The following is a 22,328-nucleotide window of genomic DNA, read 5'->3' on the forward strand; positions in this document are numbered from 1 at the left end:
TGATTAGTGGTGTTTTTAAGCACGATAATTCAATTGACAATTCACGTAATTTCGCTCAAATTCTCCCCAACGGCACCCACAAAAAAAAAGGTAACCACTATGCCGATCCATCGCCCTCGCTCCGCCCCGCGTCTCAGCTCGACGCTGACTTCCTGCCCAGCCCAATACCGTTCCTGACAACGGAGTTAATCTATGCATTCGCTTAAAAAACCAGCGGTTGATACGGTGAGCTCGCTTGCCAGTGGCCCCGCCTTCGAAGCCTTGCTTGTCGATGTGCGCGAACGTGCCCGAGCCGGTGAGTTCGACGGTCAGCGCCACATTTCGCAGGACGTGATCGAAGCGTTCAAACAGCACGGTGTTTACCGGGCGCTGGTGCCCAAGCGCTTTGGTGGCCTGGAATGTTCGCCCGCCGAGTTCTGCCAGATGATCGAGCGCATCGCCCAGGCCGACGGCTCGGCCGGCTGGGTTGCCAGTTTTGGCATGAGTCCGGTCTACCTCGCGGCGCTGCCGCTCGACAGCATCGCCAAGGTATATGCGAACGGTCCGGACGTGGTGTTCGCCGGCGGTATCTTCCCGCCGCAACCGGCTGAGGTGGTCGAGGGTGGTTTCGTCGTCAATGGCCGCTGGAAGTACTCCAGCGGTTCCCTGGGTTCCGACATCGTCGGTGTCGGCATCGCCCCGAAAAGCGGCGACACGTTTGGCCTGCCGCGCATCGCGGTAATGCCGCGCAGCGCGATCCGTATAGACGAAACCTGGGACACCGTCGGCCTGCTGGGTACCGGCAGCCACGACCTGGTCGCCGACAATGTGCGGGTCAGCGAGGAGTGGACCTTCGTGCGCGGCGGCCTGCCCAACCTGGACGAACCGTTCTTCCGCTACCCGTCGCTGTCATTCGCCACCCAGGTGCTCTCGGTGGTTGGCCTAGGCGTGGCGCGTGCCGCACTCGATGCCCTGGCTGACATGGCCAGCGGGCGTGTCTCGGTCACCGGTGCCCCGGCGATTGCCGATCGGCCCCTGGCCCAGGTCGACATTGCTCGGGCGGAAGCCGAGCTGCGTGCCGCACGGGCGTTCTTCTACGAATCCATCGAACACGCCTGGGATTACGTGCTGGCCGGCGATGCGGTGCCCGTGGCCGCGACCAACCTGCTGCGGTTGTCGTCGACCCATGCCACCCGTGTCGCCGCCGATGTGGCGCGTACCGCGCAGATGCTCTCGGGCATGAGCGGCGTGTACAACGACAGCCCGCTGGCGCGCTGTGTCAACGACGCCCAAGTGGTGACCCAGCACGCATTCATGGGCGACATCACCTATCAAAACGCCGGAGCCATGTTCTTCGGCAAACAGCCTTTGCCTGGCTACCTCTAACCGTCGAGGAAATAAAATGAGCGATAAAAAGACCTTGCGCGTGCTGTTTTGCATGGGCATCAACCAGAATTTTTTCGATGCCGCGCGCGATGAGCAATTGCAGGTGTGGGCAGCGTTCAGTGCAATGTGGAACGGTATCCACGACCTCGCCGGCGTCAAGGTGCTGGGCAACATGGATGACGACCAGAGCATGGTCGGGCCTTCCGATGGCTTCCCATGGACCACGTACCTGCTGGCCGACGTGCCGGACATCGAGACCGTGCACGCCGCCTGCAACCTGTTTCGCACAACGCCGGTGGGCGATGGCCCGTACAAGCTGTGGCGCTACACCAAGGTTGAAGCCCGGGTTGGGCGCGAGCTGATTATTCAGCGCACTTGATGCCGACGAGGACATTCCCATGAGCAAGCTGATTCCCGCTGTAAACCTTGACGTCGACCCCGCCGACCTGGTGCAGGCTGACCGCGTCCACACCTCGATGTACACCGACGCACAATTGTTCGACGCCGAGCTGGAAAAGATTTTCTACAGCACCTGGATCTGGGTCGCCCACGCCAGCGAGATTCCCGACAACGGCAGCTACAAGACCACCTATATCGGCAAGCAGCCAGTGATCGTGGTGCGTGACCGCAAGAAAGACGTGCACGTGCTGCTCAACCGCTGCCGCCACCGTGGCGCCACTGTGTGTGAACACAAGAAAGGCAAGACCAACAGCTTCGTCTGCCCGTACCACGGCTGGGGCTATGCGCTCGATGGCTCGCTGCGCGGTATTCCGCACCCGGAAAGCTACGGCGACTGCATCGACAAGGCCGAGCTGCCGCTGGTCAGCCTGCGCACCGAAAGTTATGCCGGCATGATCTTCGCCACCTTCAAGGACGACATCGAGCCGCTGGAAGACTACCTCGGCGCCGCGAAAAAATGGATGGACCTGTTCATGAAACAGGGCGCCGGCTACGGCATAAAGGTTCCGGGCGAGCACCGTTTCCGTTTTCCCGGCAACTGGAAGATCCAGCTGGAAAACACCACGGACGCCTACCATTTTCCGCTGGTGCACAAGAGCTTTCTGTCGTCGGTGGATGAACAGACCCTTGAGCTGTTCGACTTCGTCAAGGGCCCCGGCTACGTTGAGGACCTGGGCAACGGCCACAGCGTGATGGTGATGATCCCGGACCTGATCGACCTCGAAGCCGACCTGGACAAACCGATCCCCGAGCGCTTCGAAGGCCTCGCGGCCGAGTTGCGTGAGGAAGGTATCGAAGAGCAACAGGTGCGGCTAATCGTGCGTGCGGTCGGCGGCACCGGCTTCAACCTCAACCTGTTCCCCAACGTCGCCTGCTCGATGGCGTTCTTTCGGGTGCTGCAACCGATCTCGGTGACCGAGACCGAAATTCACCACTCGGTGATCACCATGGACGGCGGTCCGGCCGTGGCCAACCGTTATCGTCTGCGTCTGCATGAGCACTTCCAGGGCCCGATGGGTTTCGGCACGCCGGACGATTCCGAGGCCTGGGAGCGGGTACAGAAGGGCGCCAGCGCCGGTGAAGACCTGTGGATCATGCTCAACCGCGGCTTGCCCGGCGAGCAGGCCAGTGCAGACGGGCTGGTGTCCGATGTGAGTGCCGAAACCGGCATGCGCGCCGCCTATCAGCAGTGGAAAAAGATGATGTCGGTCTGATCCGTGGAGAACCTTATGAACCTGCAATTACTGCAAGAAGTGACCGCTTTCATCTGGCAGGAAGGCGACATGCTGGACCACGGTGAATACGACGGGTGGTTGACGATGTGGACCGACAAGGGCACCTACATCATTCCCATTGACCCCAGGGAAACCGATTTCGAGAACACGCTCAACTACGCCTACGACGACCATCATATGCGTGAGCTGCGGGTGCAGCGCTTGACCGGCGGCGAATCGATTTCCACCAGCCCGCAACCGCGCACGGTGCGCATGCAGTCGCGGTTCCGGGTGTTGGCCGATGACGGGGTGCAGGTGACGGTGCGCTGCGCGCAGAACATCCGTGAGTTCCGCAAGGAAAGCCTGAAGTTCTACAGCGCCGACCTCACCTACCAACTGATCCGCAGCGAGGGTGGTTTCAAGATCCAGCGCAAAGTGGTCAGCCTGATCAACAGTGACGATGCCCTTGCCGGTATCGGCTACATCCTTTAAGGAGCGCCGACATGAACCAGATCGCATTGGTGACGGGCGCGGGGCAGGGCCTGGGGCAGCATTTTTGCGCTAGCCTGCTGCGGGCGGGGTACTCGGTGGTGATCACCGACCTCAACCTTGAAGCCGCGCAAGCCTGCGCCAAACAGCTGGACCCGGCCGGTGAGCGCACGCTCGCGCTGCAACTGGACGCCGGCAGCAAGGCCGATTTCGAAGCGGGGCTGGAGCAAGTGCTGGTGCGTTTCGGCGCGTTGCACGTGGTGGTCAATAACGCTGCCGTGACCAAGACCACGCCGCTGATGCAGATCAGCCCCGAGGAGTTCGACGCTGTGGTCGGCCTGAACCTGCGCAGTGTGTTCCTCGGTTGCCAGGTGCTGGGCGCGTACATGGCCGAGACCGGCTATGGACGCATCATCAACATGGCGTCCCTAGCCGGGCAGAACGGCGGCACTGCGACCGGCGCGCATTATGCCGCGAGCAAGGGCGGCATCGTCACGCTGACCAAGATCTTCGCCAAGGAATTTGCCGCGCGCGGGGTAACGGTCAACGCCATCGCCCCGGGCCCTATCGAATCGGCGGCGGTGCGCGCGGCGATTCCGGCCGAACGCTTGCCGAGCCTGCTGGCCAATATTCCGGTGCAGCGCCTGGGCGATGCGGATTTTCTCGGTGACTTGATTGTGCAGCTGGCACGCCCCGAGGCCTATTTCGCTACCGGAGCTACCTGGGATGTGAATGGCGGCCTGTTCATGCGCTGACTGATAGCGGCCGCTACGGCGGTCTTTGCGAACTCCATGGAATAACGGCCATGACTGAAGAACTGTTGGACGTAATCGTGCGCAAGCGCGAGCTGCAAGGGGGCGGTGTTGTCGTCCTGGACCTGACCCGCCGTGACGGCGCGCCGCTGCCGATGTTCGATGCCGGTGCGCACGTCGATATCCATATCGGGCCGGGGCTGGTGCGCCAGTACTCGTTGTGCAGCAACCCTGCCGACCCGAGCCTGTATCGCCTGGGTGTGCTCAGGGACCCGGCCTCGCGCGGTGGTTCGGTCGGGGTGCATGACATCCTGCTCGAAGGTCACGAGGTGCAGATCAGCCTGCCGCGCAACCTGTTTGCGCTGGCGGCCGAGGCGCGGCGTTCAGTGCTGTTGGGTGGCGGTATCGGTGTCACGCCGATGATTGCCATGGCCTATGCGTTGCACGCGGCCGGCCAGACCTTCGAACTGCACTACTGCGGGCGTGAGCGTGAACGCAGTGCGTTCCTCGCGGAACTGGCCAGCGCACCGTTTGCCGCGCAGGTGTTCACCCACTTCGATGACGAAGGGCCAGAGCAGAAGCTCGATCTGGCCAAGGTGCTGGGCAAGGGCGAGGCCGGCGTGCACATGTATACCTGCGGCCCCGCAGGCTTCATGGACTGGGTGATCCAGGGCGCGCGCAGGCAGGGCTACAGCGAGTCGCACATCCACAAGGAATATTTCCAGGTGGACGTGGATAGCTCGGGTGGCAGTTTTGAAGTGGTGGCCGCGCGCAGTGGCAAGACCGTGAAGGTGGCGGAAGGGCAAAGCATTCTCGCCGCGCTGGCGCAGGTGGGCATCAAAATCGAGATTTCCTGCGAGCAGGGGGTGTGCGGGACCTGCCTGTGCGACGTGCTCGAAGGCGAGCCGGACCATCGCGACGTGTACCTCACGGACGATGAAAAGGCCGGCAATGACCAAGTTCTAGTGTGCTGTTCACGAGCCAAATCCAAAAAACTCGTGCTGGATATCTGAGGGGAACGACCATGGTAGACATAGGCAGCTTTCGCAATGCAATGGCCATGCTCGGCGGCGCCGTGACGGTCATCACCACCGATGGCGAGGCGGGCCGGTTCGGCTTTACCGCCTCGGCGGTGTGCAGCGTCACCGACTCACCGCCCACGCTGTTGGTGTGTATGAATCGATCGTCGCATTCCAACGAGCACTTCAAGCGTAATGGCGCGGTGTGCGTGAACATTCTGCGTGGCGATCACCAGGACATGTCCGGGGCGTTCGCGAACCGGGCGCTGAGCATGGATGAGCGCTTTGCCGTGACGCAGTGGATCACCCTGGAAAGCGGTGCGCCAGTGATGCTCGACGCGCTGGTCAACTTCGATTGTCGTATCGCGCAGGTACACGAAGTGGGGTCCCACAGTATTTTCTACTGCGAGATCCAGACCATCCGCCAGGGTGAGGCAGAAGAGGGCCTGGTATATTTCAACCGCGCCTATCACCGCCTGGGTGAAGCCTCCAAGGCTTGCTGAATGCCATGTTCGCTGGAGGGGCGAACGGCAGCCGAATTCAGACAAGCCCGGCCAGAGGAACTCAGATCAATTCTTCCACCAAGTGCAAGCAATGTGTAAGCCCCGGCGACTGGTCATTCACCCGCCGGCTCAGAATGATCGGCGAGGTCGCGGTGGTTTCCACAACCGGCGTGTAGCCGATGTCCGCGCGGTGCAGCACCTGCACCGAGGCCGGCACCAGCGTTACGCCCATGCCCGCGCCGACCAGGCCGATGGCGGTCTGCAATTCGTTGGTCCATTGCGCCACCTTGAGGCTCAGGCCATGGGCGTCGAACAGCGCGATCACATGGTCGGCATAACTGGGGCGCGGGTTGCCGGGGTACAGCACAAACGGTTCGGCGGACAATTGCGCAAGGGTGGCGGGCGCGTCGAGCAAAGGGTGGCCGGAGGGCAGTACCGCCACCAGACGGTCCTCTACCAGGACGCGCTGGACGATGGCCGTATCGTCAATACGGATCCGCCCGAAGCCCACATCGATGCGCCCGGCCTTGAGGGCTTCGACCTGCTGCAGGGTGGTCATCTCCGACAGCCCCAATTCCAGCTCCAGCGCCTCGTGGCTGCGCAACCGCCGAATCAGTTCCGGCAACACGCCGTACAGGGTCGACGGCGCAAAGCCGATGCCCAGCCAGGTCTTCTCGCCCTGGCCGATGCGCCGGGTGTTGGCGCACACCGTGTTCAGTTGTTCCAGCAGCACATTGGCGTGCTCATAGAAAAACCGCCCGGCCTCGGTCAGCCGCAGCGGCCGGCCGCGTTCGAGCAGAATCACCCCCAGCTCATCCTCCAGTTGCTGGATCTGCCGGCTCAAGGGCGGCTGGGCAATGTGCAGGCGTTCGGCGGCGCGGGTGAAGTTAAGGGTTGCCCCCAGCACCTGGAAATAACGCAGGTGACGTAATTCCATGATCACTCCTTTCATACCCTAAAGGTATTATTTGAGACCCATTCTATATTGGATGCCATGAAAAATAGGGAACAGAATCAGCTTAAATCTAAAAAGAACTCAACAGGTATCACCATGCCCATTTGCGCCATAGAGTCGATCGAGACGATCATCGTCGACCTTCCCACCATTCGCCCGCACAAGCTGGCGATGCACACGATGCAGAACCAGACCCTGGTGATCATCCGCGTGCGCTGCGCCGACGGTATCGAAGGCATTGGCGAGTCCACCACCATTGGTGGCTTGAGCTACGGCAATGAAAGCCCCGACAGCATCAAGGTCAACATCGATCGCCATTTTGCGCCGCTGCTGATCGGCCAGGACGCCAGCAATATCAATGCGGCCATGTTGCGCCTGGAGCGCAGCATTCGCGGCAACACCTTCGCCAAGTCCGGTGTTGAAAGCGCCTTGCTCGATGCGTTGGGCAAACGTCTGAACCTGCCGGTCAGCGAACTGCTCGGCGGCCGCGTGCGTGACGCATTGCCGGTGGCCTGGACCCTGGCCAGCGGCAACACTGAAAAGGACATTGCCGAGGCCGAGAAGATGCTCGACCTGCGCCGTCACCGTATCTTCAAATTGAAGATCGGTGGCGGTGAGGTCGACCACGACCTGGCCCACGTGATCGCAATCAAAAAGGTGCTGGGCGACCGCGCCAGTGTGCGCGTTGACGTTAACCAGGCGTGGGACGAAGCGGTGGCAGTGCGCGCGTGCAAGGAGCTGGGCGACAACGGTATCGACCTGATCGAGCAACCAATTTCACGCTATAACCGCGGCGGTATGGTCCGGCTCAATCTGTCGAGCCCGGCGCCGATCATGGCGGATGAATCCATCGAATGTGTGGAGGACGCCTTCAACCTGGCCCGTGAAGGCGCGGCGTCGGTGTTCGCCCTCAAAATCGCCAAGAACGGCGGCCCCCGCGCGGTGTTGCGTACGGCTGCGATAGCAGAAGCCGCGGGCATCGCCCTGTACGGCGGCACCATGCTCGAGGGCGGTATCGGCACCCTGGCTTCGGCGCATGCCTTCCTCACGCTGAACAAGCTGGCGTGGGACACCGAGCTGTTCGGCCCGCTGCTGCTGACCGAGGACATTCTTGCCGAACCGCTGGTGTATCGGGATTTCCACCTGCATGTCTCAACCGCCCCGGGCCTGGGCCTGGCCATCGATGAAGAGCGTCTGGCGTTCTTCCGTCGTGACAAACACTAAGAGGCACCTGCCATGTTGTTCAACGTAAAAATGACCGTGAACCTGCCCCTCGATATGAACCCCGAGCGCGCCGCTGGCCTCAAGGCCGAGGAAAAAGCCTTGGCGCAGCGCCTGCAACAGGAAGGCAAATGGCGCCACCTGTGGCGCATCGCCGGGCACTACGCCAACTACAGCGTGTTCGATGTCGACAGCGTGCAGGACCTGCACGATTTGCTGATGCAACTGCCGCTCTTTCCCTACATGGCCATCGAAGTGAACGCCTTGTGCCGGCACCCTTCGTCGATCCATGAAGATGACCGCTAAGCCTGCCATTCACTCAATAATTACAAGATGAGGAAAGCACCATGTCCATCCGACTTTCACAGACCGACCACGCTCAACAGTTTCTTGAAGAGGCCAGCGGCAACCTTAACGATGGCGGCAACCCGCGCACCAAGGCGTTGGTGTACCGGATTCTGCGCGACACCGTGAACATCATCGAAGACCTGGAGGTGACCCCCGAAGAATTCTGGAAGGCGGTCAACTACCTCAACGAACTGGGCAAGAATCAGGAAGCCGGGCTGCTCGTCGCGGGGCTGGGGCTGGAGCATTACCTGGACATGTTGATGGACGCCGCCGATGTCGAGGCCGGCAAGACCGGTGGCACCCCGCGTACCATCGAAGGCCCGCTTTACGTGGCCGGTGCGCCGTTGTCCAAGTACGAAGCGCGGCTGGATGATGGGACCGATGCCGCCGCGCCTCTGTTCATGCGTGGTCAGGTGCGCGACACCGACGGCAATCCCCTGGCTGGCGCGATTGTCGATGTGTGGCAGGCCAACACCGGCGGCACGTATTCCTGGTTCGACAGCAGCCAATCGGCGTTCAATCTGCGCAGGCGCATCGAGACTGATGCCCAGGGCAATTACCGTTTTCGCAGCATCGTGCCGTCCGGCTATGGCTGCCCGCCGACCGGACCGACTCAGCAGTTGCTTGATCAACTTGGGCGTCATGGGCAGCGGCCGGCGCATATCCATTTCTTTATCTCGGCCCCGGGTTATCGTCACCTGACCACGCAGATCAATCTGTCGGATGACCCCTACCTGCACGACGACTTTGCGTATGCGACACGCGATGAGCTAATCGCCGAAATCCGCTTTAGCGATGATCCACAGCTGGCGCGGGAGTTGGGTGTGCAAGGTCGCTTTGCGCAGATTGATTTCGACTTTGAGCTCCAGGTAGCCGCTGCACCGGTAGAACAACAGCGCATGCAGCGCGTTCGTGCGCTCGAGGACTGAGCGCGGTAGGGCAGGTGAGTACCGGAGTATCCGGGATCACGGTGTGTCGGTCGGCCCATCTTTCGACCGACCCACTGCAACGGGGAGCAAGCAGGCTTTAGTTGCATTTCCTGGTCAGCGGATGCTGACCAGGCTTGGCACAGAGGCTATTTGGAGAAGCTCAGCCGAATTGATTTGCCGATTCAACTATTGCATTAGACTTACTGCTACGTGTTAGCTGATAAGAAAAAATTGCCAGCCATATGAACCAGCCTGGCATCACCATCAAGACGACACTCAGCCATTTCGCGGCTGAGTACCATGCACTGTTCGCCAAATTACCGTCCCTGAGTCACTCACTGCAAGGGCCGTTTGTTATATGCGGAATTGGTCGATCAACTTCATCTGTAGATTGGCCCGTGCGTTGAGCTGACTGCTGATCTGCGCGGAATCCGCGGCCTGCTCAGTCAAGGATTTCGGTCACACCCCGGATGGTCGAGACACTGCGATTGCCGCATTGCGCTTTCTGGACGACCTGGGCTTTGAACGGTTTGGGATAAGAGCTACGTTGGCGCATGGAAATCCTAGCGATAAGGGTGATCGCGTTCGCTAAAAAATACGCGGACACCATCGCCCTTAATGCTGGAGTTCGGTAGGTGTGTTCGCCGCCCGCTTACGGCTATTCAGTCTCCGTCCTAGGTTAAAGTTATATCGTGTCGGAGAGCTTGATAATGGTATGCGTCCGGCCAAGTCATCTACCAGTGCCGGGAGTTGATCGGTATCCAGCTCCATTTCGCTGGATTGGGCACACTCCTGAATGACCTGGGCTTTGAAGGAGTTGGAGTCGGAATAGCGTGTTGGCTGCATGAAATACCCGCTTAAAAGGCTAGAACTGGTGTCCACTTAAACTTAAGTGCATACCATGTCTGGGCTTTGCGGGGTTGGGTACCCCCTCTGCTCTGAATATCGTCTGGATGTCTGATGAACCTGCGCGCGATCATTATTCTCGGTGCCTTGAGCGCCTTCGGCCCCTTGGCCGTCGACTTTTATCTGCCTGGCTTCCCTGCCATTGCCCTCGCGTTTGTCACTGACGAGAAGCATGTCCAGTTGACCCTGGCGTCATATTTTCTGGGCTTGTCCATCGGTCAACTGGCTTACGGGGCGGTGGCGGATCGCTTCGGCCGACGTGTCCCGCTGCTGTTCGGGGCTTCGCTGTTCACCCTCGCATCGCTGGCGTGTGCCTTCGCGCCGAATCTGGAATGGCTGATCGGCGCGCGCTTCGTTCAGGCGCTCGGCGGCTGTGCGGGGATGGTGATTGCCCGAGCCATTGTCAGCGACAGGTGCGATGCCGTTCAGTCGGCCAAAGTATTCTCGCAATTAATGCTGGTTATGGGCTTGGCGCCGATTCTGGCGCCCATGCTCGGCGGCTTGCTGGTCAACCTCTATGGGTGGCAGTCGATCTTCATCAGCCTGACGGCGTTCAGTGCGCTGGCTTCAATAGCCGTGGCGCTGGGCCTGCCGGAAAGCATGCCCGCCACTCATCCTCGCCAGCCTTTATCAGGCGCACTGACGCAGTACCGCCGCTTGTTGGGCGATCGTATTTTTCTAGGCCACGCGCTCACTGGCGGGATCGCCATGGCTGGGATGTTTTCTTACATCGCCGGTTCGCCGTTCGTGTTCATCAAGCTCTACGGAGTGCCGCCTGAGCACTATGGCTGGCTGTTCGGTACCAATGCGGCGGGTTTCATTCTGGTCTCGCAGCTCAATGCCCGGTTGGTGGGCAAAAAGGGGCCTGCGTTCCTGCTGTCGCGGGTTATCTGGATGTACCTCGCTGCTGCACTGGCATTGTTGGCGATTGCCGGTCTGCGCACCGAACAGCTCTGGCCCCTGCTGGTGCCCTTGTTTGTCTGCATTGCCTGCCTGGGCTCCATCACCCCCAATGCCTCAGCCTGCGCCATGAACGGGCAATGGGCGCGTGCGGGCAGCGCGTCGGCATTGCTCGGTTGCCTGCAGTTCAGTGTGGCGGCAGCAGCGGCCGCGCTGGTGGGTGTGCTTCACGATGGTACGGCGTTGCCAATGGCGCTGGTTATCTGCTCATGCGGTGCGTTGGCCGTGACGCTTGCAATGCTGACCCGCCGTTTGCAGCACAAACGTGATGTAGCGCTCCAGGGCTCATAGGAGATTACTCGATGCTTCACCGCCGAGTAACGAAACAGGTACATACGGCAATGATCAGCAAGGCCAGAAACATGCCGCCGAAGCCTTGGGACAGGCCCAGGTTTCAGCCGGAATACTGCCCCGCCACCACCGCACCGACGCCGAAAATCAGCAGGGTGAAGAAGCCTGCATGACGCTGCAGGCGACGTTGCTCAAAGTAAAGCACCCAGAGGTCAGCGGCTTTGATGGCTCGGTTGATTGCTGCCAGTAGCGAGCCTCCGAACATGCCAAGGAGGAAACCAATCCCGGCGACGATCTTGGGCTCGGTGACACTCAGGTAGGCGCTGACCATGCTCGTCAGGTACAGCGAGCAGGCAGCACCCGTAACCAAGAACACCATCCAGGCGCGCCAGTCGGGCAAGTCGTCCTTGTGCCACCAGCTCGCAACTACGGCCCCAATGAGGCCCGCAATCAAAAATTCGAACCTGTCGATCTTGTCGAGCAGGCGCTGTAGATACTCCATGCGCTCGATTCCGTGGGGCATGTTTTTTGGAATTGAATCGGCTCACACAGCACTCCCAGCTCGGAGCAATGGGTGTGGTGGGTCGGAAACGAAAAAGCAGCGGGAGGTGTCAAGTCTCGGAAAGGCGCCTAACTGGTAGCACAAGTTTTCACGCTATTGATTCGAAAGCACTGGACCCATTAATCGCTGGTTAATCCCGACCTCTGAGAATGGCAAACGGAAGCGTGGCAGCAGTAGCTTCCATGACCATTATCAGAGAGATGCAAAATGAACCTTCGCAAGCTTGCCATTATTTCACTGCTCAGCATCAGTGCTACTAGCGCGCTCGCTGAAGGCGGTGCTGACCGTTTGATACAACGAAATTTGGAACAGCAGCAGGCCCATCTGGCCGCTCAAAAGTCCGCAGAGACAAAGTCAGAAATCGCAAAAAAACAGCCGAGTGTTGATGCCCCTAAAACTCAGTCGAGTTCAAACGATAGCTGACATCTGGCCGCTGGTAGGTCGCCCTTAGGTGGCTTGCCACAAGCATATGAGACAACCGCTACCCAATCGCTGGAGCCCAGCTTCGCTCCCCTAACAGCTAGTGCTCCCAAAGGCTGCCCTGGCTGCAGTGAAACTCAGGCAATAAAATCTATGGTCACCCCCATTTTTGCAATACTGGGTGACGTGGTTGGCTTGCTTAAATCTATCCGGCGTCTGTTTGGGGCAGGCCCCAGCGCCACGATGAGAGTCGCGCCTGACGATCTTTAAAAAACCGTCGGCTTCTGAAGCTGATTTTTATGTCAGGATTTTCGTCAGGCCGGTGCGCCGTTCACATCATCTGTTGTTCAGCTATCGCAAAACCTGAAGGTGAATAGTTCTACTGCAACAACCGCAGGGTCAGGCGTTCAAGGCGTCTGGCCCTGTTTCATATTGCGTATGGTGAGCGGCTATTGCCCGAGCGATACGCGCCAGTTTGTTAGCCAGTGCACAAGCCACGTAAGCGCCTGGGCATCACACCTTGCGTGATGAAACCGGCTGCCACCATGCGGCAGCAACTGATCGATTTCACTCGCCCGCTGCGTCGGCAGGCGCGTAAGCACATCCTTCAGATAAGCATACGGATCATGACCATTCAGCCGCGCAGACTGGATCAAGCTCATGATCGCCGCCGCCCGTTTTCCGCTGCGTAGCGAGCCTGCAAAGAGCCAGTTCTTGCGCCCAAGAGCCCATGGCCTGATTTGGTTCTCAGCCCAATTATTGTCTATGGGCACGGCCCCGTCATCGAGGTAGCGCGACAGCGCTGCCCAGCGTTTTAGGCTGTAATCGAGTGCATCTGCTGATGCCTGAACCTTCGGGTACAAGCTCGCGCTGGGCGCTCATCCAGGCATGTAGCGTGTCCATTACCGGGACGGCTTTTTCTTGCCGTATTCGGCGCCGTAAATCCGGTTCCAGGTCGCGGACTTCGCTCTCGATTTCGTACAGCAACTGGATATAGCGCAAGGCTTGCTCAGCAAGCGTGCTTTTATTCGTAGCATGCAGCTCGAAGAATTTGCGCCGCGCATGGGCCATGCACCCGATCTCGGTCACGCCGAGTTCGAAACTGGCTTTGTAACCGCCAAAATCATCGCAGACCAGTTTGCCCTTCCAGTCTTTCAGGAAGTTGCGAGCGTGCTCACCGGCGCGGCTGGGGCTGAAATCGTAAACCACCGCTGACAGATCCGAGAATTGGCTGGTGGCGTAGGCCCAAACATAGGAGTGATGGGTTTTCTTTGTTCCCGGCATGAGCATCTGCACCGGTGTTTCATCGGCATGAATAACCTGCTGCCCGAGTACCGCTTCGTGTAGCGCATCGACCAGCGGCTGCAACTGAACCCCAGTAACGCCAACCCATTGAGCCAAGGTTGAACGGGGAATCGCCAGGCCCGCTCGACCGAAGATCGATTCCTGACGGTAAAGCGGCAGATGGTCAGCAAACTTGGCAATCATGAAGTGGGCCAGCAGCCCGGCGGTTGGGATACCCTTGTCGATGATCTGAGCCGGAACCGGTGCCTGGATAAGCGTTTCGCAGTCAGCGCAGACCCATTTGCCACGTATATGACGCTCGACGGTGAACACGCCCGGTGTGTAATCCAACTTCTCACTGACATCTTCACCGATGCGTTTGAGCGCGCAGCCGCATGGGCAGTGAGTGTTGTCGGGTTCGTGATGGATCAGTGTGCGTGGAAACTCAGCCGGCAATGCAGTGCGCTTGGGCTTCTGCTTTTTCTCGGTCGATGCGGGTACTGTTTGCAAGGCTTGAAGCTCGGCTTCAATTGCGGCGATATCGGTATCGATCAGGTCATCGAGCAAACTGGCCTGCTCAGGGTTCATCTGCTCGCTGCGCTTGGCAAATTTCAAGCGTTTGAGCTGCGCGATCTCGAAGGTCAGCTTCTCGATCACCGTCTGATCGCGGTTGATCTTCTTGCCCATGGTTTCGACCGTCTTACCCATTGCTTCGACTTGCAAGAGCAACTGCGCAGCTAAGGCACGCAGTTGGTCGGGGGACATTTGGTTGAGGTTGGGTGAAGAAGTCATGCTGCGGATTTTGCCAGAGCAGGCCGTTCGCAGCGATACACCGATAGGCTAATAGCCGCCGTTAAAGCAGTGTGATCACACCGCCAGCCCCAGCGCGCTGCCAAGGCAAGCCCAGCACTAAAGCCTGAAGTTGCTCGGTATCCAACTCAAGTTCAGAGCCTTGACGAATTCCTGGCCAGTGAAACTTTCCTTGATTCAATCGGCGGGCAGCCAGCCAGATGTCAAACCCATCATGCACCAGAACTTTCATGCGAGTGGCGCGGCGGTTGGCGAATAGATAAGCACAGTGCAGCTTCGCCGCACCGACACCGCGATCACCCTGGCCAACGCCGTGTCGGTGCCAGCACGCATGTCCATGGGGTCGGTGGAGAGCCAGATGGCATCGATGCGGATCATTGGGTGAGCCCTCGAATGAGTCGGGCGCATCCTTCGGGATCGTAAATTGGCCACTTCACCGTAAGCGTTTGCTGGCCAATCGGTAATTCAATGATCGCCGACGCTTGAGCTACTGGTTTCGATTCGACTTTCAAAGGAATGAACGCTGGCAAGGTGGCGACCGGCTGATCGCGGTAAAGCGGTAGCCAACGGCGCACGACATTAGCGTTGATACCATGACTCATCGCGATGGCTGCCACGGAAACGCCAGGTTGCAGGCATTCCTGGACGACTTGGGCCTTGAAGGATTTTGTGTAGGAATTACGTTGGCGCATGGCGATCCTGACATTAAGGGTAGTTGTGTCCGCATAAAATTACGCGGACACAATTGCCCTTATTGGTTGGCCGGGGTCGGAAGGTGGGTTTGCCGGTCCCTTACTGATAATGATCAAGAACCGTAGGGCACGTTCTTAGCCCTTTCCAGTACGTTATGAGCGGAGGGAGAAGCAGCAGGTGCGAACGATTACATCGAGCTGCTCAGGGGTGCTCAGAGAGGTCTTAAAGTCAGGACGTCTCGCGGTCACATAACGAGGAGTGGGTCTCCGAACCTCCCTGAATTTCTTGTTACAATGTTCCGTAACAAACTGCTTGGCCTCATTGGCTTTGAAAAGGATCAGTCCCTTGACAGCATCTGCGTGCTCTGGTGTCAGCGGAATAAGTAATTTTTTTTCGAGGAACGAATTTAAAGCTCCTACCCCCATTCCCGTCATCGAGCAGAGATCGCTCCAAGTAATATACAAGTTTAAGTGCTTTTCGATAATTTTTGCAGAATCGACGTGCATGAAATAGGCATTAAGCTTAATGAACGGAATCGCACCGGTATCCAGATATCTCATGTGAATAGTTCGCGTACTATATCCAGTTATTTTTGATAACTCAGATACGGACAGATGCTGTTTGCGCCATTCGGTTGCGAGCTGTACTCCCTCAGCAGTGCAGCGTTCGCTTCTCGCCCCCCTGTTGCCAATACAGGGAGCCGTCAATAAAATCCCAGCTTCCCGAAGTTCCCTGACATCCTTAGTATCGAGATTCAGATTTTTTTCCACTGTTTTAAATGACAACAAGCCATCCGCAGGTAGCAGCGGCTGCAAAAAAGCGAGGTCTTTTTTATCCAGTCGCAATCTCATTTCTTCTGAAAGGTGCTTTCGCTGGTAAATCAGTAGCCTGCTTCCAAATCGAGTGATGTTGATTGACATGGGGGCAAGTCCCGTAAGTAACTTTTTCAGGCTCCCACCTTCGAGACCACTCCTGCGTACTATTTCAGATCTCAGCGCGTATTTTTGGCCGAACTTCTGCAGAGACTCTAGTGAAGTCCTCCATCCATTGGGATGAGATACTGAATGACCTTTCAGTAGTCCTGAAGTGATGAGCGCGCGAACAATGCTTGTGGTGGTGTCCAAGAAAACTGCAGCCGACTTTAAACCGAGCAGATCAAAGCTTTCACCTGGTTCGCCAGGGAGGTCCTCATTATCCCACTGAAGATCCCTCTGGCTATGAAGAAGTTTGCACAATTCATGGCATTGGTAGCGTTGCTGAGACGCCGGTTCATTTTCGGCAAGGGCCACAGCATTCAGCGACAAATCCCGCCCCTTCGTTTGAACAATGTTGTGGGTGTTTAGGATAAAGCTCAGCTCCTTTCCAGTGTAACTTAACTGCCCACATAGGCACTGAAATGGATGGCTCATAGGCTGAGTTTGGGAACTCCGGAACAAATACTCCATGGCATACTCGCCGAGTATCACATTGTCACTCAGGATGAGCGGCGCCAGAATGGCTCGTCTGTGCAAGCTGGGAAAATGTTCTTGAATTCTATCCATTTCTCGGAAGAATAGGGTTTTGTTTCCGGTAGCTATTCGTGCGCAGTGATCTATGATCAAAGGACGATTATCAACGGTATGCAAGAATCGCATGGCAGCGATCGCTGCTAATAGCAGAGTAAAGAAATGCTCATTTTTTGCTTCTACGGCGTTGCTGATGAGCCTCGACGTTTGAGTGTTGAATTCGGTTGTCGGTGTTTCTCTCAGATCGAACTTGCATGGGCAGATATAGTCGCTGAGTTCGGGCCAGTTTAATGGTTTTTTGCAATTAGGACATTGAGTTATGTAGCGCTCACCATGAGCTGGACAGGTTTCATTGAAGGTAAATATGTGCATATGGTTCAGGTAGCCATCCCTTGCACAGCCAGGACAGAGCGCAAGATGCTGTCTCAGTAGGGGCGATGGGAAGGCTATACCTGCTACTTCCACATAAGGATACTTATCGTGGCGTACGGATCTGTAGAAGCATGATCTGATTGCTTCCGCCTCCTCACTAGAGAGGCCGTCATAACTTGTTAGGAGCTCACATGGGCCAAAGCCTTGCCACAGTGCGCGCGCCTTTTTAACGGCTCGCCCATCCGTGCTCGCTTCCACAAGCAGGTGCGCCGTTGAAATACCATTACCCGCTGCACAACGGAAAATCAGCGATATAGCGCTTTCTTGAGGTTTGGGCAAAGGATAATAGTTCAGCTGATTCATTGCATCTTACCTTTGGACTTTTGTGCGATAATTTTTTTAAGCTCGCCAATGCCTAGTGTAAAAGAGTTCTTAGTTGTAAGCCGTGATTTGACCTCGACCGCGCCGCATCCAACGATCAAGTCGTCCATGGAGAAAATGCTATTGTCCCGGCGCAAAGCTGTTATGACGGATTCTTTGAGGATGTTGAAGAGTCCGCGAAAGTTTCCGCCAGTGGCTGTATAGAATGCGAGGACCAACTTTTCGTCAGTCATCTCCGGCACCTCTTCAAACCCTAGCTCTCGTCTTAGGAGTCGCTCATAGGCCCTGATAATTTTTGTAAATATTTTTTGGCTTTCTAGTGTTGCTAGGGTAAAAGGGTAGAGGTGTGCTCTATAGGGGCAGCGATCGGCTAAAGCGCTATGGCAGTTGAAGGCATATTCATACCGTTGTTCGCCAACGAATAAAATAGGTCGGCCAAAAGCGTCCATAAGCGTTTTGGCGAACTCGGCCGCATATTTTATGGCTCTGTCCGTTTCAGTCCGATAGAGGTGCTGCCATTCATCCATTATCACCAACTGAGTCTGGCAACTCTTGAGATTATGCAAGAGGCAATGCTCAAGAGCTTCGTGAGACCGATACTCCCTGTGGTCGCTAAATTCCCTGAGCGCGCTAGTCATGAGCGATTTGACCGTAGAGTCGTTAGGCACCCTGCAGTAAAAAACCGGTATGATTCTCTGCTTGTCGCCGTCCAGGTCGACAAAATGCTTCCGGGGATATTCTGATATAAGCTGGTCGCAAATCCGGCTTTTACCAGTTCCTGGATCCCCCAGCAGGATTGACCCGCAGCTATCCCCAATTGCTTCGCCTAGATCAATGGCACGATGGATAGTCTCGAGTGCTGCACTGTACCCGGGATGTAGGATAGTGAGGCTAGCCAACATTTTCAGCTTAGTCCTGGTTTCAGGGATCATCACCGGTATCCCCTCGTTGGGTGTATACGCTCTCAAAATCCTCTTCATCCTTCAGTCCAGCGGCGTCACGAGGCTGGCGGATGTCTGTGGTATTTGATCGTTCATCCGACTCAGTAAAGACAGACGATGATGCGGTGGTTTTGTGTTTCTTATTGGTGGCTTTTTTGCAGTCCTCTATGTAGTCGGCCAGTTCATACAAGGCAATCAATGCATCGTCGGTATTAAAAGCTTTCTTCTCCGCCAGCAGTTTTGCCACGACCAGCTCGTGATCACCCAAAGTAAGGTCATTTTGATACTCGGGCCTGTCGGCGATCGCCTCGCGCCAGTCCTCGGGTGTGTCTGGATGGGCGACCCAGACTTTCCCCAAGTCGCAGGGGTTGTAGCGCACGATCGCTTTCTGATTTTTTTTGAGCCGCTGCCTGATTTCGGGCAAACCTACACCGTGCCAAGAAAGATGATGGCTGACGACACGGCCACCCGTGAGCCGGTACTCCCATCGGCTCAGGCAGTGTTGCTTGAGCTCTTCTTCGTCATAGCGCTCGGCAGGCAGGGCGCTGGTGCTTAGCTGTTCTTTTTTCAGCGCAGGGCTCGCGCATAGGTCGTCCTGCCAAGTGTTGTGATACGCCTTCAACCACATTTCGAAGGATGTACGAAGCTGTTCAAGGTCCAAGCAGGCGTATTCTTCAGAGGCATAATCCCCGCGTTCGGTCGGCGAGGATTTTGTGGTGCCCGGCAAGTTGTTTGAAAAGCCGACGCTAACGGTACCGTTAAACCGCTCGATCAATTTAGCGTCTGGTTCTCCCACCGGAACGAAGTCCGGATCGATGCCCAGTTTGTCGAAGGTGGTAATCCCCCACACGTTCAAAATTTCCGAACCGTGATCAGACACGATGCCGGCCATTTTGCCGTTAGCAAGAATTGCCCGGATGGTGGCGCGCATCATCTTTTCTGCACTGGGTGTTCCGAGCGAGATATCCCAACCCGAAACTTCCCTGGTGGCCGGAACCAGATGCGCCGACAGGACCGCGCGGCCCACCGTTCCGGTCTTTTTATCCTTGACCATGACATTGAGATCATGGCTGTCAAAAACGGTGCAAGCGTAAGGGTCATCATCAATGAACAGCTTCCCGCTAGCCTTGTTCAACCGCCTGGCAGCCTTCTTGCCCTCTCTTCGTGATGTGACGTAGTAACGATCCATCGCGAGCGCCCTGCGACGAAAAGTGGCGTATGAGGGAGGCTTCTGGGGGTTGCCTCCGGAGCGAAGGCGTTCCTTGTTGTCGTGGAGGATGTGACCCAGAAGCAGCTTGTAGGCGTGTGTCAGCGATGGCCGCTCAGGTTTGAGGTACACCGTGTCGATGTAATGGTCGATTAACTCCTCGGCCCCAGCCGCTAGCCTCTTGCGCCGTCGTCTGGGTTTTTGTCGAGCGAGAGCAATTGGTTCTAGGTCACCGACGAGATAGCGCCTTTTCCACCGCCATACGCTGGACACCCCCGGTGGATGTTGATCGCCGATCCGGGCTGCGACTTGCGCAATCATCTCTTTTGCGGCTTCCTGAGGAAGGCTGCCACCCAGTTCAGTCAGGCAGGCATCCACATAGGCTCGATGGCGCGTAGCTCGTTGCTGCTCATGTTCAGGCAGTGAGGTCCATCGAGCGCAGGGACCGATATCAATGGCGGCCTGTCGATGCAGCACCAGTCTGCCCTTCAGCTCCATATCTGCAAAATGTATCCGTGTGATGAATCGGCGGTACTTATGAATGAGCGAGCACATCGCGATATCGTCATCATTGATGCTGATGATCTCGTAGACTTGTCCATCCAGCCTGTACTGCGCCCCGGGCTTGGGGTTGCTAAAGGGCATGCCGCTCTCCAACGATGCACGAGTCCAGCGTCAGACGCTCACCTAGGTCGTATTCCACCAACCGCTCGAACATCGCTCGATAAATTGCACGTTCACGTACTTCGGCAGGGTGGCTTAGGAGAGCCCGCAGGGACACGGGATAGTCCAATACGGACAGGAGCCGCTGGCAGCCGCCGAATTCGTCCGCGGATACATTGAAGGAGTGGAAGTATAGGAACTTCAGATTTCTCAGCTTCGTCCCCGCTCGGATACTGTCTATATCTGCGAATATCAGCTCACTCCCTAGCGCCTCGATCGAAGATTTAGCAGCCTGCAGTTTCGATCTGACCCGTGTGGAAAGCTCGTTGAAATCGACCTTCACTTCGGTATAGGTAGTCTGATCCACGGTTTCAATGCAAAAGTCTGGCTGATACTTGCGCTCGCGACCGTTCACCGTGACCAGCAGCGGCTCAGGCTTGCAGTAGCTGACAACGTTTGGATCGTATTCAAGAAAGACGCAGTAATCGGCCTCTAAAACGCTGTGGCAGATGACCTGCGAGTGAGTTTTTCGTGAAGGAAAAAATAGCAGGTGTTTGCCATAGCCATTTTTTGCTGCGACTTTCCTGACTTCGATTGGCTTGCCCATGACCATTCTCCTGATCCTAGATCAGTCATCTTTAATACGTTGCCGTCCAACAATCGGCCTGTTCACCGCCACATGTAGTTCTCTCAGAGGGGCGTAACCGCCACACTCCTTGTGTTGCTTACCGCATTTCAAGCCTGAATAATTCTCTCCCATACCCATGAACTGCCTTGGCGCCTGAATGATCGCTGCCAGGTAGTTTGGCCGCTTCAATCCGGCACGCTGTCCGATCGCTTTGCTTTTGCGGCTTTCAATACGTCCTGCGGGGCAATTTGAATGCGGTCTTTAGGGCGCTGACCACCGAGTGCGCTACAGGGCGTGTCGAACCAGAAGGCCAATCGCCAGTTATCCTCGATAGGGATCAGCGCCGTGATCACCGGAGCAAGTCCCGTGAGAGGTCGATAGGAGTTCTTGGCATCGAGAACGTATCTAGGGAAATAATCAGTGCCCAAATGACGCAGATAGAAAATCAGTCCGGAGGATTTCCACTTCTCCACCTGAAGATGGACAGTTTCCGATGGCAGCTCAGCCAAAGTGCCCAGCTCGCGGTCGGATATCCAGTCACCATTATTCAGCAGATTGATCTGTGCTTGCGCCAACGCTACACGCTCCCATAACGCCAGGGAGGACTCCGGCGTCTTGTAAATTGATCCTTGGGACATCAGGCACCTGGCCTCGTCAATGACCTGTTCCAAGATGTCGAGAGTCGCCTGGCCGAGCCCGTCCGTGATCCTGACTGAAATTTTCTGCATGACTCTGCCCGGGGCTTTGAAGGTAATGACTGCTGTCACGTCATTGATCACAGATTGCACTGCTTTTAGTGGCGGGGCTTCCAGAGATGAGCTGAAAATCGGTCCAGCAATTTCCAGAATCGATCCGCCTTCCTCTTCAAGCCTGCCCGCCAGGAGAACGACGAAACGGCTCGGGTAATGACGCAGCAGGAATTTTGCGTTTTGCCGGACTCGGTAGGGAAGTGCCTGGTCCTGCGCTAGCTCGGCCAAGAATTCCCCCGTCTGGACTACAGTTCTGGTGCGCTCATGTGGCATCGTCATGTCCACGACCTCCGTCGGTAGGGATGCTTAAGCGCAGCCCCAGTCGTTATCGGTGTTAGTGCGAGCTTAGTGCGAGCATGCTCACGTCTGACGCTATGCTTTGTTGAGCCCGCTTGACGTGTGCTCCGGTTGTGGCGCCATTTCGTGACGCCGATGAATGGTGGTTACTCCTCAGCATGGCTCTAGCGGCCCGTGCATATTTCACGTCCGACGCATTGGCCACGAGACGTGCCAAGTCGTCCCACGGTCCACGCGACGCTGAAGTTGCCGGCACTAGCCACTTTCATCGGCGTGAATATTGGGGAACTTTTAACCCGTGCTGGACATTATCGTCGCTGATGGTTACGCCGAACTCCAGACCATCGAGAATGCAAAATCTATCAATTAAGATGATATTGTTTTCAACAAAATCAATTAGTTAAT

21 protein-coding genes and 1 pseudogene are annotated in these 22,328 nt (G+C 57.0%); 12 read left to right on the plus strand and 10 right to left on the minus strand.

Features of this window, described 5'->3' with window-relative positions:
• The first annotated feature begins 192 nt into the window (after positions 1–192).
• From iacA to BM403_RS02475, 7 genes are read left to right on the plus strand one after another with little or no spacing between them, the layout of a single operon-like run.
• Positions 193–1,365 (plus strand): indole-3-acetate monooxygenase, encoded by a 1,173-nt coding sequence (gene iacA, locus BM403_RS02445; RefSeq protein ID WP_093541439.1) that lies wholly within the window; start codon positions 193–195, stop codon positions 1,363–1,365.
• Positions 1,366–1,381: 16 nt separating this feature from the next.
• Positions 1,382–1,744, plus strand: coding sequence for a hypothetical protein (locus tag BM403_RS02450; protein ID WP_003232696.1), 363 nt, complete (start codon positions 1,382–1,384; stop codon positions 1,742–1,744).
• Positions 1,745–1,763: 19 nt separating this feature from the next.
• On the plus strand, positions 1,764–3,038 hold the full coding sequence (locus tag BM403_RS02455; RefSeq protein ID WP_056858442.1) for an aromatic ring-hydroxylating oxygenase subunit alpha: 1,275 nt from the start codon (positions 1,764–1,766) through the stop codon (positions 3,036–3,038).
• Between the two features lie 15 nt (positions 3,039–3,053).
• On the plus strand, positions 3,054–3,530 hold the full coding sequence (locus BM403_RS02460; protein ID WP_056858443.1) for an aromatic-ring-hydroxylating dioxygenase subunit beta: 477 nt from the start codon (positions 3,054–3,056) through the stop codon (positions 3,528–3,530).
• A gap of 11 nt (positions 3,531–3,541) precedes the next feature.
• The gene (locus BM403_RS02465; RefSeq protein WP_065910958.1) at positions 3,542–4,282 is read left to right on the plus strand and encodes an SDR family NAD(P)-dependent oxidoreductase; all 741 of its coding nucleotides are present in this window, start codon (positions 3,542–3,544) and stop codon (positions 4,280–4,282) included.
• A 50-nt stretch (positions 4,283–4,332) separates the two neighbouring features.
• Positions 4,333–5,292 carry a PDR/VanB family oxidoreductase gene (locus BM403_RS02470; protein ID WP_056858445.1) on the plus strand — a complete coding sequence of 320 codons (960 nt, stop codon included), beginning with the start codon at positions 4,333–4,335 and terminating at the stop codon, positions 5,290–5,292.
• Positions 5,293–5,303: 11 nt separating this feature from the next.
• Positions 5,304–5,801, plus strand: a complete 498-nt coding sequence (locus BM403_RS02475; protein ID WP_056858446.1) for a flavin reductase — start codon at positions 5,304–5,306, stop codon at positions 5,799–5,801.
• A gap of 61 nt (positions 5,802–5,862) precedes the next feature.
• Here the strand turns inward: BM403_RS02475 and BM403_RS02480 are convergent, their stop codons facing one another.
• The gene (locus BM403_RS02480; RefSeq protein WP_056858447.1) at positions 5,863–6,738 is read right to left on the minus strand and encodes a LysR family transcriptional regulator; all 876 of its coding nucleotides are present in this window, start codon (positions 6,736–6,738) and stop codon (positions 5,863–5,865) included.
• A 114-nt stretch (positions 6,739–6,852) separates the two neighbouring features.
• Here BM403_RS02480 and BM403_RS02485 point away from each other — a divergent pair, with 114 nt between their 5' ends.
• The 4 genes from BM403_RS02485 (at position 6,853) to BM403_RS02500 (ending at position 11,411) form a co-directional block, all read left to right on the plus strand.
• On the plus strand, positions 6,853–7,980 hold the full coding sequence (locus BM403_RS02485; RefSeq protein ID WP_056858448.1) for a muconate cycloisomerase family protein: 1,128 nt from the start codon (positions 6,853–6,855) through the stop codon (positions 7,978–7,980).
• A 12-nt stretch (positions 7,981–7,992) separates the two neighbouring features.
• Entirely contained in the window at positions 7,993–8,283 is a 291-nt protein-coding gene (gene catC / locus BM403_RS02490) for a muconolactone Delta-isomerase (protein ID WP_056858449.1), read from the plus strand.
• A 41-nt stretch (positions 8,284–8,324) separates the two neighbouring features.
• On the plus strand, positions 8,325–9,254 hold the full coding sequence (gene catA, locus BM403_RS02495) for a catechol 1,2-dioxygenase (protein WP_056858450.1): 930 nt from the start codon (positions 8,325–8,327) through the stop codon (positions 9,252–9,254).
• A gap of 960 nt (positions 9,255–10,214) precedes the next feature.
• The gene (locus BM403_RS02500) at positions 10,215–11,411 is read left to right on the plus strand and encodes a multidrug effflux MFS transporter (RefSeq protein ID WP_093541442.1); all 1,197 of its coding nucleotides are present in this window, start codon (positions 10,215–10,217) and stop codon (positions 11,409–11,411) included.
• A gap of 103 nt (positions 11,412–11,514) precedes the next feature.
• Here the strand turns inward: BM403_RS02500 and BM403_RS02505 are convergent, their stop codons facing one another.
• Positions 11,515–11,913 carry an MFS transporter gene (locus BM403_RS02505; RefSeq protein ID WP_256577109.1) on the minus strand — a complete coding sequence of 133 codons (399 nt, stop codon included), beginning with the start codon at positions 11,911–11,913 and terminating at the stop codon, positions 11,515–11,517.
• Positions 11,914–12,180: 267 nt separating this feature from the next.
• Between BM403_RS02505 and BM403_RS31300 the strand changes: the two genes are divergently transcribed.
• Positions 12,181–12,396: a DUF2790 domain-containing protein gene (locus BM403_RS31300; protein WP_133257329.1), complete on the plus strand. Its 216-nt coding sequence runs from the start codon at positions 12,181–12,183 to the stop codon at positions 12,394–12,396.
• Positions 12,397–12,906: 510 nt separating this feature from the next.
• On the opposite strand, the pseudogene BM403_RS02510 reads toward BM403_RS31300, so the two are convergent.
• From BM403_RS02510 to BM403_RS32430, 8 genes and pseudogenes are all read right to left on the minus strand, one after another.
• Positions 12,907–14,469: pseudogene (locus BM403_RS02510) on the minus strand (IS66 family transposase).
• A 61-nt stretch (positions 14,470–14,530) separates the two neighbouring features.
• Positions 14,531–14,761, minus strand: coding sequence for an IS66 family insertion sequence element accessory protein TnpB (tnpB, locus tag BM403_RS31305; RefSeq protein WP_256577126.1), 231 nt, complete (start codon positions 14,759–14,761; stop codon positions 14,531–14,533).
• Between the two features lie 100 nt (positions 14,762–14,861).
• Positions 14,862–15,179 (minus strand): IS66-like element accessory protein TnpA, encoded by a 318-nt coding sequence (locus BM403_RS02520; protein WP_065873493.1) that lies wholly within the window; start codon positions 15,177–15,179, stop codon positions 14,862–14,864.
• Between the two features lie 153 nt (positions 15,180–15,332).
• Positions 15,333–17,420, minus strand: coding sequence for a TniQ family protein (locus tag BM403_RS02525; RefSeq protein WP_083207199.1), 2,088 nt, complete (start codon positions 17,418–17,420; stop codon positions 15,333–15,335).
• On the minus strand, positions 17,417–18,370 hold the full coding sequence (locus tag BM403_RS02530) for a TniB family NTP-binding protein (RefSeq protein WP_065873491.1): 954 nt from the start codon (positions 18,368–18,370) through the stop codon (positions 17,417–17,419). Before BM403_RS02530 ends, BM403_RS02525 begins: the two co-directional genes overlap by 4 nt.
• A complete protein-coding gene (locus BM403_RS02535) occupies positions 18,360–20,231 on the minus strand; it encodes a hypothetical protein (RefSeq protein WP_065890728.1) in 1,872 nt (623 codons plus the stop codon). Before BM403_RS02535 ends, BM403_RS02530 begins: the two co-directional genes overlap by 11 nt.
• Positions 20,221–20,856, minus strand: a complete 636-nt coding sequence (locus BM403_RS02540; protein WP_065873489.1) for a hypothetical protein — start codon at positions 20,854–20,856, stop codon at positions 20,221–20,223. Before BM403_RS02540 ends, BM403_RS02535 begins: the two co-directional genes overlap by 11 nt.
• A 206-nt stretch (positions 20,857–21,062) precedes the next feature.
• Positions 21,063–21,905, minus strand: coding sequence for a BPSL0761 family protein (locus BM403_RS32430; protein WP_065873488.1), 843 nt, complete (start codon positions 21,903–21,905; stop codon positions 21,063–21,065).
• Positions 21,906–22,328 lie beyond the last annotated feature (423 nt).

It is taken from the genome of Pseudomonas sp. OV546, assembly GCF_900116845.1.
GTDB classification, from domain to species: Bacteria; Pseudomonadota; Gammaproteobacteria; order Pseudomonadales; family Pseudomonadaceae; genus Aquipseudomonas; species Aquipseudomonas petroselini.

Bases quoted from the DNA above. Each gene is read 5' to 3' on its own strand.
- BM403_RS02460 (WP_056858443.1), top strand. From the start codon at position 3,054: ATGAACCTGCAATTACTGCAAGAAGTGACCGCTTTCATCTGGCAGGAA.
- BM403_RS02455 (WP_056858442.1), top strand. From the start codon at position 1,764: ATGAGCAAGCTGATTCCCGCTGTAAACCTTGACGTCGACCCCGCCGAC.
- BM403_RS02525 (WP_083207199.1), bottom strand. From the start codon at position 17,420: ATGAATCAGCTGAACTATTATCCTTTGCCCAAACCTCAAGAAAGCGCT.
- BM403_RS02485 (WP_056858448.1), top strand. From the start codon at position 6,853: ATGCCCATTTGCGCCATAGAGTCGATCGAGACGATCATCGTCGACCTT.
- BM403_RS31300 (WP_133257329.1), top strand. From the start codon at position 12,181: ATGAACCTTCGCAAGCTTGCCATTATTTCACTGCTCAGCATCAGTGCT.
- iacA (WP_093541439.1), top strand. From the start codon at position 193: ATGCATTCGCTTAAAAAACCAGCGGTTGATACGGTGAGCTCGCTTGCC.
- BM403_RS02450 (WP_003232696.1), top strand. From the start codon at position 1,382: ATGAGCGATAAAAAGACCTTGCGCGTGCTGTTTTGCATGGGCATCAAC.
- BM403_RS02520 (WP_065873493.1), bottom strand. From the start codon at position 15,179: ATGCGCCAACGTAATTCCTACACAAAATCCTTCAAGGCCCAAGTCGTC.
- catA (WP_056858450.1), top strand. From the start codon at position 8,325: ATGTCCATCCGACTTTCACAGACCGACCACGCTCAACAGTTTCTTGAA.
- BM403_RS02480 (WP_056858447.1), bottom strand. From the start codon at position 6,738: ATGGAATTACGTCACCTGCGTTATTTCCAGGTGCTGGGGGCAACCCTT.
- BM403_RS02465 (WP_065910958.1), top strand. From the start codon at position 3,542: ATGAACCAGATCGCATTGGTGACGGGCGCGGGGCAGGGCCTGGGGCAG.
- BM403_RS02475 (WP_056858446.1), top strand. From the start codon at position 5,304: ATGGTAGACATAGGCAGCTTTCGCAATGCAATGGCCATGCTCGGCGGC.
- BM403_RS32430 (WP_065873488.1), bottom strand. From the start codon at position 21,905: ATGACGATGCCACATGAGCGCACCAGAACTGTAGTCCAGACGGGGGAA.
- BM403_RS02540 (WP_065873489.1), bottom strand. From the start codon at position 20,856: ATGGGCAAGCCAATCGAAGTCAGGAAAGTCGCAGCAAAAAATGGCTAT.
- BM403_RS02530 (WP_065873491.1), bottom strand. From the start codon at position 18,370: ATGATCCCTGAAACCAGGACTAAGCTGAAAATGTTGGCTAGCCTCACT.
- BM403_RS02535 (WP_065890728.1), bottom strand. From the start codon at position 20,231: ATGCCCTTTAGCAACCCCAAGCCCGGGGCGCAGTACAGGCTGGATGGA.
- BM403_RS02500 (WP_093541442.1), top strand. From the start codon at position 10,215: ATGAACCTGCGCGCGATCATTATTCTCGGTGCCTTGAGCGCCTTCGGC.
- catC (WP_056858449.1), top strand. From the start codon at position 7,993: ATGTTGTTCAACGTAAAAATGACCGTGAACCTGCCCCTCGATATGAAC.
- BM403_RS02470 (WP_056858445.1), top strand. From the start codon at position 4,333: ATGACTGAAGAACTGTTGGACGTAATCGTGCGCAAGCGCGAGCTGCAA.
- BM403_RS02505 (WP_256577109.1), bottom strand. From the start codon at position 11,913: ATGGAGTATCTACAGCGCCTGCTCGACAAGATCGACAGGTTCGAATTT.